Genomic DNA, 11,758 nt, shown 5'->3' on the forward strand with positions numbered 1-11,758 from the left:
TAATAAAATCAAAGTGTTGTGGTAAATATGCGCTTGCGTATGCGCGATAATGAAACGGGGGTTACACCCAAAAAGTTGGCAATATAGTGTTGCGGAATGCGCTGTAGTACGCCCTGGCCTTCCTGCAGCAATTTCAGGTAGCGCTGCTCGGGCGATTGAGTGATGAAAGCCTGAACCCGGTCCTCATAGCAGCATAAATAGTATTCGGCTACCAGACGACCGAAGCGATCCATTTTGTGGCTTAACTGCGGGTGCTCAAGCAGTTTTTGTATATTACTGTGACTAAGGCAAACCAGCGATGTATCTTCAAGTGCCTGTATGTAAACAAAGCTTGGCTCTTGCCGTAAAAAGCTCTTGTACGAGCTGGTTAACTCGTTGTTAAAACTGAAGTAATTAGTGATTTCCTCTCCATCTTCCCTCACGCTGAAGTAACGAACCGAGCCTGAAGTTATAAAGCCAAAATACTGGCATACTTTACCTTTTTCAACAAAGTATTCTTTCTTTTTTAGGTTGATAAATGTGAGATGATCTGCCAGTATTTGCCATTCTTCGTCGCTGAAAGCCACAAAGCCTTCAATATGCTGCCTGAATGCTTTAAGCTGATCTATTTTATCCATACCCTATCCAGCAAGAACAGAACGGCGAATACCACGCTGGCAATACCGTTGGTGGTCATGAAAGCGAAGTTTACACGGCTTAGATCATTGGGCTTTACCAGCAGGTGCTGGTAGATGAGCATTGCACAGAAGAAAGCTATACCGATATAATATAAAAATCCGACATGTGTAACAAATACCGGCATCACAATAAATACAGCCGAGAACACGTGCAGCAGGGTTGAAAGGTTAAGAGCCCTTACTTTACCCAGATATGCGGGAATGGAATGCAAGCTTTGGCTGCGGTCAAAATCCTCATCCTGCAAAGCATAAATAATGTCAAAACCGCTCACCCAGCATAGCACCGAAAGCGAAAAGAAGATAGGCGTTAAAGCAAACTCACCGGTAACAACCAGGTAAGCGCCGATAGGCGCTAACGATAAACCCAAGCCCAACACCATGTGGCATAAAGCGGTAAAGCGCTTGGTGGCACTGTACCCCAAAACCACTAATAAAGCCACCGGCGATAGGTAAAAGCAAAGCGGATTGATAAACCATGTGGTACCGATAAACAACACACAGTTAGCTATAGTAAAAATAAGCGTGTTTCGGGCACTGATACGGCCAGCCGGAATATCTCGCTGTATGGTGCGCGGGTTTTTAGCGTCAATGTCCCTATCCAGATAGCGGTTAAAGGCCATAGCCGAGTTACGCGCGAACACCATGCACAGCACCATCATGAGCAGCTTTGGCCACTCAAACGGATGGTTGGTGGTGGTCACCGCCAAAAAAAAGCCGATGAAGGCGAATGGCATAGCGAATATGGTGTGCGTAAACGTAACTAAGGATAAATATTTTTTCATGTATGGTGTGGCGTATTTAAAACTGCTTGTATTCCGGTATCTCAAAGTTTTGGTTGATCTGGTCAATAAAACCTAAAACATCTTCTTTGCCTATCTGATTTTCAGATGAAGTAACAAAATGTTGGGGCGCTTCTTCAAAAGTAGCGGTGAGTGCCTTTCGAAACTTTGCGACATTCTGATCTGTTTTTATGGCGGATTGTTTGTCGGCCTTTGTAAATATCAACACAAAAGGTAAACCATGTTCGCCAAGCCAGTTGCAAAATTCCAGGTCGATTTTTTGTGGCTCCAGGCGGCTATCAACCAATACCATAACGCATTGCAGGTTCTCACGTTTATCCAAATAAGTGCGGATAAATTTGTTCCAGTCTTCCTTTTTGCTTTTAGAAATACGGGCGTAGCCATACCCTGGCAGATCGACCAGATACCAATTATCATTAATTAAAAAATGATTGATCAATTGCGTTTTACCCGGTGTTTGCGAAGTTTTTGCCAGTCCCTTTTTACCGGTGAGCATATTAATAAGCGACGACTTACCTACGTTTGAACGCCCGATAAAAGCGTACTCGGGCTTTACCGGCGGCGGTAGCTTGGATATTTGTGTATTGCTGCAAATAAATTCCGCTGATTTAACGATCATAACTACAAAGATAGGCATAAGTGTTTACACACAGATAAATCATGGGCAAAATACCACTTGCATATTGCCCGCTTATGTATATTTACAAACTGATTACCAATGCTGTTTGAGCATTTCATAATTTTGATGTTTAAACATATAAAGTAATGGAAAATTACAGCATCCCGGCGCAAACCCGTATAGGCCATGTACATTTAAAGGTGAGCAACCTGCAGCGCGCTATCGACTTTTACGTTGGCTTGCTCGGCTTTGAACTGGTTACCATGTACGGCGATCAGGCGGCATTTATTTCGGCAGGCGGGTACCATCATCATATCGGCTTAAATACCTGGTACAGTAAGGATGGCGGCCCGGCACCGCAGCACACGGCAGGTTTATTTCATACCGCTATTTTATACCCTGAACGTAAGGATTTGGCTGTGATTTTAAAACGGTTGCTTGATGCGGGCTACCCGATCAGCGGCGCTTCAGACCATGGCGTTTCTGAGGCCATTTACCTGGACGACCCCGACAAAAACGGCGTAGAGCTTTACTGGGACCGCCCCCGCGACCAATGGCCGCTTGACGAAAAAGGCAACATCACCATGTTTACCAAAGCCCTGGATGTAAAGGGATTATTAGCCTTAGCTGAAGTTAAATAAGATATCGATGAGGAGAAAATAACGCTTTCTCCTCACCCCTTATTTAGTATGTAATACCGGTTGTACTCGGGTAAGTGCAAATATCTCTTCCATCAAATCATCACTCGGGTTTACCTTGAATACCTTTGATGTACCGGCTGTGGTAAGGTCATCCTCAAAATCTTTAATGGTAATACGCAATCCGCAGTTTTTAACCGGATATTTCTCATTGTTTTGTTGGATAATACCAAGCAGGGCATTAATCATTTGGCCATTAATATCGTGCAAGCTTAGCGGCACCTCTATTGATTTGCTTCGGTTATCGCGCATTTCAGATAGCAGGCTCATCACCACTATACGCAAATCCCAGTTATCTTTCTGCCTGAATTTCTCTTCAATGTTACCCTTAATGTGGATAAAGAAGCCATCAACCAACAGGTTACGGAACTTCACATAGTCATCACCAAACAGCGCGAATTCGTAGGAGTCGTTATAATCCTCCAATATAAACGTGCCGAAAGGTTTACCGGTTTTGGTGGTTTTATGCTGCACGTTGCTCATTAACCCGCCAACACATATCTCACCACGTTTGCGTAACTGAGCAAACGCTGCCGCAACATCGTCTCCACCCTCGCCTGAACGGGCTTTCTGCATCAGTTTAAGATCAGAAACGGTAGTGTTACAAAACTTTTCGAGCTCCAGCTTATAATTGTCCAGCGGGTGACCGGTAAGATAGATACCGATCACATCGCGCTCATATTTCAATTTTTCAATAAGCCCCCACTCATCACATTCAGGCATAGGCGGCTCCGGAATGTACGAGGCTACAGAACCACCAAATAATGAGGCTTGTGAACTGTTCTGTGTATTTTGATAGTCGTTGGCGTATTTTATCAATCGCTCTATGCCTGTTAGCTGAACGGTTTCTGTTTTAGCAAAAAATTGCGCGCGGTTATATCCAAAGGCATCAAATCCACCACCGTAAACCAAATTTTCATAAGATTTACGGTTAACGCTGCGCACGTTTGAACGGCGGGCAAAATCATATACCGATTCATATTGCCCGTTCAGGTTACGCTCCTCAATAATGCTTTCAACCGCCTTTTCGCCAACCCCCTTAACACCGGCAAGCCCGAAACGGATCTCTCCCTTACGGTTAGCCGCGAAAGACATTTGCGACTCGTTAATATCAGGCCCCAAAACAACCACGCCCATGCGGCGGCACTCTTCCATAAAAAAGGAAATTTTATCGATGCTGTTCTGGTTGTTTAATACCGCCGCCATATATTCTGACGGGTAATGCGCCTTCAAATAAGCCGTTTGATAAGCCACAAAAGCGTAACAGGTAGAGTGCGATTTATTGAACGCGTATTGCGCAAAGGCCTTCCAGTCGTTCCAAATCTTGGTCAGTTTATCTTTGGGGTGACCTTTGGCCACGGCCCCATCCATAAACTGCGCTTCCATTTTGTTAAGTACCTCGATCTGCTTTTTACCCATCGCCTTACGCAAAACGTCGGCATCGCCTTTGGTAAAGCCACCCAATTTTTGCGACAGCAGCATCACCTGCTCCTGGTAAACGGTAATACCATAGGTTTCGGCCAGGTATTCTTCCATCTCAGGCAAATCGTAAGTTATCGGCTCCTGCCCGTGCTTACGTTTAATAAAGTTGGGTATATACTCTATCGGCCCCGGGCGGTACAGGGCGTTCATGGCTATCAAGTCCTCAAACTTATCGGGCTTAAGGTCGCGCAGGTACATTTGCATACCGTCACTTTCAAACTGGAACGTACCGTTGGTATCGCCACGCTGATAAAGCTCAAAAGTTTTTTGATCGGTAAGCGGTATGTAGTCAATATCTATTTCAACACCATGATTTTGCTTGATCATGCGCAGGGCATCCTTAATAATGGTTAAGGTTTTAAGCCCCAAAAAGTCCATTTTGATAACGCCCGCATCTTCAATCACACGGCCGTCAAACTGCGTAACTAACAAGTCTGAGTCCTTAGCAGTTGCCACCGGAACGATATTAGTCAGGTCATCCGGCGCGATAATGATACCTGCTGCGTGTACACCGGTGTTACGTACCGAGCCTTCCAGCTTTTCGGCTTCGCGCAGTACAGTACCTTTAATATCATTGGTTTTATAGATCAGTTGCAGCTCGGGCACCTGCTCAATGGCCTGCTTTAATGTAATACCCAAGGTTTCGGGCACCAGCTTTTTAAGGGCATTCACCTCGGCAAGCGGCATATCCAGCACACGGCCTACATCCTGTATACTGGTGCGGGCAGCCATGGAACCATAGGTGATGATTTGGGCTACCTGGTTTTTTCCATATTTATCAACCACATAATCAATCACTTTTTGACGGCCGGAGTCGTCAAAGTCGGTATCAATATCGGGCATTGACTTACGGTCCGGATTCAGGAATCTTTCGAAAAGGAGATTATATTTTATTGGGTCGATATTAGTTATACCGATACAATAAGCCACTACCGAACCAGCTGCCGAACCACGGCCTGGGCCTATAAATACGCCCATGTCCCGACCGGCCTTAATAAAGTCGGCCACGATAAGGAAGTAACCTGCGAACCCCATAGTACGGATGGTGAACAGCTCGAAGTTTATGCGCTCCTCAGCTTCCGGACTAATATCTACATAGCGCTCCTTGGCGCCCATAAACGTAAGGTGCTTCAGGTATTCCCACTGGTTCAGCGTATCGGCATCGGGCGTATTGTGTATCTTAAATTCCTCGGGAATGATAAAGTTGGGCAGCATGATATCACGCTTCAGTTTCAGCGTCTCAATCTTGTCAACTATCTCGTTGGTATTATCTAATGATTCGGGCAGGTCATGAAATAACTTGCCCATTTCAGTTTGCGTTTTAAAATAGAACTGATCGTTCGGAAAACCAAAACGATAGCCCTTTCCACCTTCCTCATCGGTAGCTATAGGCGTGCTTTGCATATCGCCGGTATTCACACACAGCAAAATATCATGTGCGTTCGAGTCCTGCTGATCAACATAATGCGAATCATTTGAGCAGATTATTTTTACGTTGTGCTTTTTAGCGAATTTAAGCAGAGCGTTGTTTACTATCTCCTGCTCGGGTATATTGTGGCGCTGTAGTTCGATGTAATAATCCTCACCAAACAGGTCAAGCCACCATTTTAGCTCACGCTCACCCGCTTCCTCACCATTCTTCAATATTTCTTGCGGTACCGATGCGCCTATACAACAGCTGGTGGCAATAAGCCCTTTATGATACTTTAATATCAGTTCCTTATCAATACGCGGCCATTTACTGTAAAGGCCTTCCATATACCCAAGCGAGCATAACTTAACCAGGTTACGGTAACCTTCAGGGTTTTTTGCCAGCAGTAACTGATGGCGCCTTACGTCCTTTTTCTCTTTAGTAAATTGTTTGATATGCCTGTCCTCAACCACATAAAACTCACACCCTACAATGGGCTTCACGTTGTGCTTACTTGCCTCAGCCACAAATTTAAACACGCCAAACATGTTGCCGTGGTCGGTAATAGCGAGTGCCTTCATACCATCAGCAGCGGCTTTTTTATAAAGCTTGCTTATATCGGCAGCACCGTCAAGTAACGAAAACTGGGTATGTACGTGTAAATGGGAAAAATCAGGCATAACAACAACTCCAAATCAATTTAAAGGCAGAAATACAAAGTTATTAAAAAACAACTTCAACCTATCAACTGTTGAAAAAACTAAGTGTTGTGTTATTAGCAAACGAAACTTACTTTTTGTGCCAAAATGCCCTTTTTTGTTATCCTTTCCCACTTTGTTTGTTAGTATTTAAAACCACGTTGCACGTTATTTGATAATTCACACGAAGTATTTGCTTCAACCTTAAATACATTACAATTTTGAAAAAATTCGGACGCATCGCCCTTAAAACCATCCTTTGGATAATTGCAAGTGTTATATTTTTAATACTCCTTGTAGTTATTTTGATACAGGTGCCATCGGTACAAAATTTTGCTAAAAATAAAGCAGTAACATTTTTACAAAATAAAATAGGCACCAAGGTAGAGATAGGCCACCTGTCGCTTGGTTTACCAAAGCTTATCGTTTTGGAGGACGTTTATTTTGAGGATCAGAAACGTGATACCCTGCTTGCAGGCGATAAACTTAAGGTTGATATCAGCTTGTTTAAACTGCTTGATAACACTGTTGAGGTTAACGAAATAAACCTGCAGGGCATTACCGCCAATATTAGTCGCGGGCCTGATAGTCTTTTCAATTTCGACTACATACTAAAAGCTTTTGCCGGTGAGCAAAAAAAGGAAGTTAAACCCGAGGATACTACATCAACCATGAAATTTGCCATGGGCAATATCATCCTCGACCGTATTAACATTAAATATAAAGACGAGACGACCGGTAACGATATCAAATTCATTTTAGGGCATTTTGATACACGCATCAAAGAATTTGACCTGGACAAAATGAAGTTCGGTATACCTAAGATCAATCTATCAGGCGTTAACGCTACTATTATTCAAACGCCTAAGGGTTCATCAATAGCACAAACGGCCGCAACCGATACCGCCGCAACCGAGCCGCTGAATATGGAGCTCGATCTGGATGAGGTGGATATATCAAAAGTAAAGGTTGATTACCGTAGCGGTGAAATGGATGCCAGCGTTGATCTGGGAAAACTATTGGTTGCGCTGGACAAGATAGACCTGAAAAAACAACAGGTAGGCATCGCTAACATTACCCTCGATCAAACCAACGCCAGCGTTACTTTCGCTAAACCTCAAACCGTAGTTAAAGCGGCAGAGAAAGCTGTCAAAACAGTTGATACACTGGTATCAGCACCTAATAAGTCAGCATGGGCGGTTACATTGAAAAAGTTCACCATCAGCAATAACAATATTAAATTTGATAACAACGCCCAAAAGCCGCTTAAAGCAGGTTTAGATCCGGCGCACATGTACATCAAAAACCTGAATATTGATATCGAGAACGTATCGTACAATCCGGATAGTTCTTCAGGCCGGATAAACGCTGTAACCTTTAATGAGAAAAGCGGCTTCGCGCTTAAAAAATTCAATACAGACTTTTTTTACGGGCCCAAAAGCGCTTACCTGAAGGACCTGCTGGTTGAAACACCGAACACCGTTTTGCAAAAATCAGTTGAGGTAAGTTATCCATCTATCGATGCCATCAGCAAAAATATTGGTTCGCTGGGTGTAAATGCTAACCTGGATGGTAGCCGCCTGGGCATGCGTGATGTTACCCTGCTGATGCCGGCAATGGCTAATATGCCGCAAATGCGCAACCTGCGTAATGCTGTATTCCGCATAAATGGTAAAGTAAATGGTACCGTGAGCGATTTGCATATTCGTGACCTGGAACTGTTGGGCTTTGGCAGTACCCGCATCAGGGCATCAGCAGATATGCGTGGCCTGCCTGATATGAACAAGGCTTATTTCAACGTAAACCTAAAAGAATTCAATACTACCCGTACTGATATTTACAAACTGGCATCAGCAGGTATGATTCCGCCTACGGTTAGCATTCCGGCCAACATCAATCTTAAAGGCACCTTTAAAGGCAGCATGAAGGATTTTGATACCAAGATGGCCTTACGCTCAAGCTATGGTGCGGTTGACTTAACCGCCGGTATGCGCAGCGGCAGACGTAAAGGCAGTGAAAAATACTCGGCCAACATCAAGGCGGTTAACCTGAATGTGGGCGCGCTTACCAAACAGCCGCAAATGGTGGGCATGGTAACATTATCTGCCAACATTAAAGGTACTGGCCTCGACCCTAAACATGCCAGCCTGAATTTTAACGGTAACATAGCCAAGGCCTATGTAAAGGGCTATAACTACCAGAACCTGGTAATGCAGGGCAGCGCCAGCAATGGCAGCTATGTAGCTAAAGCGTTTATGAAGGACCCGAACATCAACTTCAACCTGGATGCCAAGGCCAACATGAACAAAAAGTATCCATCCGTAACGGCTACGCTGTTGGTTGACAGTATTAACATGCAAAACCTGAAGCTGACCAAGGACCCGATGCGTTTCCACGGTAAACTGGTTGCCGATGTACCCACCGCCGACCCAGATTACCTGAATGCCGATATTATGCTGACGGACATGGTGCTGATACAAAAAGCGCAGCGTATTCAGTTAGATACCATTAGCCTTAAATCGACCGCTACTGCTGACAGCAGCACCTTGTGGCTGAAAACGCCAATGCTTACCGCGCATATGGGTGGTAAATATACCTTAACCGGCATTGCGCCTGCCATGCAGGATATGATTGCTAAGTATTTTAATACAGCCCTGGCCAGCGGTGCTAAACCTGCACCAAAGGTTAAATATCCGCCACAGCAATTCGCATTTGATATACGCTTTGTAAAAACTCCCTTGGTAGAGCAGTTTGCACCGCAGTTAAAAACACTCGACCCGGTACTCATAAACGGCCGTTTTAACAGTACTACCGGCGAATTAATGGTCAAAGGCGCCATGCCTAAAATAGTATATGGCGAACAGGTGGTAAATAATATGGCGCTTAACGTTAACACTACCGACAGCGCGCTTAACTATAAGCTCTCTGTTGATGAGGTGAAGGTATCGCCATCAATTGATATACTTTACACCACCGTATCGGGCAACCTGAAGGATGATAAGCTATTTACCAGCTTACAGGTGCGCGATAAAACACAGAAGGAACGATACCGCATTGCCGGTACACTGAGCGTATTACCGCAGCAATACCAGTTCAGCTTTGTGCAGGATGGTTTATTGCTGGATTATATGCCGTGGGCTGTTAACGCCGATAATGCCCTGCAATTTGGCAACAAAGGCATATTGGCCCGCAATTTTACCATCACCAATGCTAACCAGGTATTAAGTGTAAACAGCAACCCGCAAACGGCAAATTCGCCTATTGATGTACAGTTCCGCAACTTTAAGATAGAAACGTTGACTAAGATTGCGCAGCAGGACTCGCTGCAGGTGGGTGGTACCATTAACGGCGATGCCAATGTGAGTAACCTGCAGGCTGCCCCGGTATTTACTGCAGCCATTAACGTAGGCGATTTTAATTTTAAAGGAGATACCGTTGGCAACATCGCTATTAAGGTTGATAACCAAACAGCGAACGCTTATGCGGCCAATGTAAGCATCACCGGCAAGGGCAACCAGGTTGATTTGAACGGTTTATATTACACCGCGCCCGAAAGCCGGATGGATATGAACCTGAACATTGTGAAGCTGGATATGAAGAGCATACAGGGTTTTAGCTTTGGTGCCATACGCAATGCCAGCGGTGATATTACCGGTGCGCTGAAAATTACCGGCACGCCATCGGCACCGGCGGTAAGGGGCGATATTAACTTTAATAAGGTAGGCTTCAATGTATCAATGCTGAATTCTTACTTCCGTATGCCGCAGGAGAGCATCACCTTCAACGATCAGGGCATCCGTTTTAACGACTTTACTTTGGTTGACTCTACCGGAAACAAAGCCGTGGTATCAGGCAGTGTGTTCACTAAAACCTATACGGATTTTGCTTTCGGCATGGATATCAATGCAGACAATTTCAGGGTAATTAACTCCACCCAGGCCGATAATAAATTATTCTGGGGTAAGCTGTTTATCAATACTAACATTAAGGTACGGGGTGATATGAACTCACCGGTTGTGGATGCCACACTTACCGTTAACGAAAAAACGGATATGACCTTTGTACTGCCAAGCGCTGACCCAAGCGTGGAAGACCGCGAAGGCGTGGTTGAGTTTATTGATAAAGATGCGCCTAAGCTCGACTCAATATTATTGGCCCGCCAACTGGATTCACTCCGCAAATCGGATGTTACCGGGCTTGATGTTTCCGCTAACATCAACGTACATAAAAATGCCAACTTCAACATCATTATTGATGAACGCAGCGGCGATAAAGTAAACATTAGAGGCGAGGCAAGCTTGAATGGTGGTATTGACCCGAGCGGTAAAATTAACCTCACAGGTACCTATACCGTTAACCAGGGATCATATAATCTGTCGTTCGCTACGGTTAAGCGCCGGTTCGACTTTAAGCAAGGCAGCACCATACAATGGACAGGCGACCCAACCAGCGCTAATGTTGACCTGACGGCGGTATATGTAGCTAACGTACCTCCTATTGATTTGATCGCAAGTCAGACAGAAGGACAAACCTCAGTAATGGCCAAGCAAAAGCTGCCATTCAATGTTAATCTGAACCTGCGCCAGGAACTGCTAAAACCGGCCATCAGTTTTGATATAGTTTTGCCTGACAGTAATTACTCTGTATCCCAGGAAATTATTACACTGGTTGATAATAAACTTGCGCAGGTGCGTCAGGATCCTAACGAATTGAACAAACAGGTATTGGGCGTATTGATACTCGGCCACTTTATAGGCGATAATCCACTACAAAGCCAGGGTGGCAGCGCCGGCGTTGAAGGTGCCATACGCAATAGTGTTAGCGGTTTGCTTACCGATCAGTTAAATAACCTGGCCGGCGGACTTATCCAGGGTGTTGACCTCGACTTTGGCTTAACATCCGGTGAAGATTATTCATCGGGCACGGCAACTAACCGCACCGACCTGAATGTGGGCGTATCTAAACGCTTCCTGAATGATAGGTTAACCGTGTCTGTAGGTAATAATTTTAACCTCGAGGGTGCACAGGCGGGTCAAAAAGCTACCAATATTGCCGGTAACGTATCCGTAAATTACAAGCTGAGCCGTGATGGTAGATATACGCTTCGTGCTTACCGCCGTGATGAGTTTGTAGTAATACAGGGCCAGATTATTGAAACCGGCCTGGGCTTTACCTTAACTATGGATTACAACCGCTTTAGCGAAATATTCCGCAAACGTACTCCTGAAGAAAGAAGGTTGCGACGCAAATATAAAGAGGAACAAAAACGCAAGGAAGAGGAAGAAGACAAGCGCAACGAAGCCCTCGAGCGCAAGGATGAACAACAGCAGCAACAAGAAGAGCAACAGAAAAAAGAGCAACCTACAAACTAAA

General features: G+C 44.8%; 6 protein-coding genes. 2 read left to right on the plus strand and 4 right to left on the minus strand.

Annotated elements, in window-relative coordinates; translation table 11 throughout:
• Positions 1-8: 8 nt before the first annotated feature.
• Genes LT679_RS13895 through yihA form a run of 3 tightly spaced genes read right to left on the minus strand, consistent with a single transcriptional unit; the run spans position 9 to position 2,096 of the window.
• A complete protein-coding gene (locus tag LT679_RS13895; RefSeq protein ID WP_232178209.1) occupies positions 9-617 on the minus strand; it encodes a Crp/Fnr family transcriptional regulator in 609 nt (202 codons plus the stop codon).
• Positions 605-1,459 carry a UbiA-like polyprenyltransferase gene (locus LT679_RS13900; RefSeq protein WP_232178210.1) on the minus strand — a complete coding sequence of 285 codons (855 nt, stop codon included), beginning with the start codon at positions 1,457-1,459 and terminating at the stop codon, positions 605-607. Before LT679_RS13900 ends, LT679_RS13895 begins: the two co-directional genes overlap by 13 nt.
• Positions 1,460-1,475: 16 nt before the next feature.
• On the minus strand, positions 1,476-2,096 hold the full coding sequence (gene yihA, locus LT679_RS13905) for a ribosome biogenesis GTP-binding protein YihA/YsxC (protein ID WP_232178211.1): 621 nt from the start codon (positions 2,094-2,096) through the stop codon (positions 1,476-1,478).
• 146 nt (positions 2,097-2,242) lie between these two features.
• Here yihA and LT679_RS13910 point away from each other — a divergent pair, with 146 nt between their 5' ends.
• On the plus strand, positions 2,243-2,737 hold the full coding sequence (locus LT679_RS13910; RefSeq protein ID WP_232178212.1) for a VOC family protein: 495 nt from the start codon (positions 2,243-2,245) through the stop codon (positions 2,735-2,737).
• Positions 2,738-2,776: 39 nt separating this feature from the next.
• Here the strand turns inward: LT679_RS13910 and dnaE are convergent, their stop codons facing one another.
• Complete coding sequence (dnaE, locus tag LT679_RS13915; RefSeq protein WP_232178213.1) at positions 2,777-6,367, minus strand: DNA polymerase III subunit alpha; 3,591 nt, start codon at positions 6,365-6,367, stop codon at positions 2,777-2,779.
• 239 nt (positions 6,368-6,606) lie between these two features.
• On the opposite strand from dnaE, the gene LT679_RS13920 reads away from it, so the two are divergent.
• Positions 6,607-11,757: a translocation/assembly module TamB domain-containing protein gene (locus LT679_RS13920; protein ID WP_232178214.1), complete on the plus strand. Its 5,151-nt coding sequence runs from the start codon at positions 6,607-6,609 to the stop codon at positions 11,755-11,757.
• Position 11,758 lies beyond the last annotated feature (1 nt).

It is taken from the genome of Mucilaginibacter roseus (assembly GCF_021215455.1).
GTDB classification, from domain to species: domain Bacteria; phylum Bacteroidota; class Bacteroidia; order Sphingobacteriales; family Sphingobacteriaceae; genus Mucilaginibacter; species Mucilaginibacter roseus.

Coding starts and splice junctions, on each gene's coding strand:
- LT679_RS13895 (WP_232178209.1), bottom strand. CDS start 617: ATGGATAAAATAGATCAGCTTAAAGCATTCAGGCAGCATATTGAAGGC.
- LT679_RS13900 (WP_232178210.1), bottom strand. CDS start 1,459: ATGAAAAAATATTTATCCTTAGTTACGTTTACGCACACCATATTCGCT.
- yihA (WP_232178211.1), bottom strand. CDS start 2,096: ATGATCGTTAAATCAGCGGAATTTATTTGCAGCAATACACAAATATCC.
- LT679_RS13910 (WP_232178212.1), top strand. CDS start 2,243: ATGGAAAATTACAGCATCCCGGCGCAAACCCGTATAGGCCATGTACAT.
- dnaE (WP_232178213.1), bottom strand. CDS start 6,367: ATGCCTGATTTTTCCCATTTACACGTACATACCCAGTTTTCGTTACTT.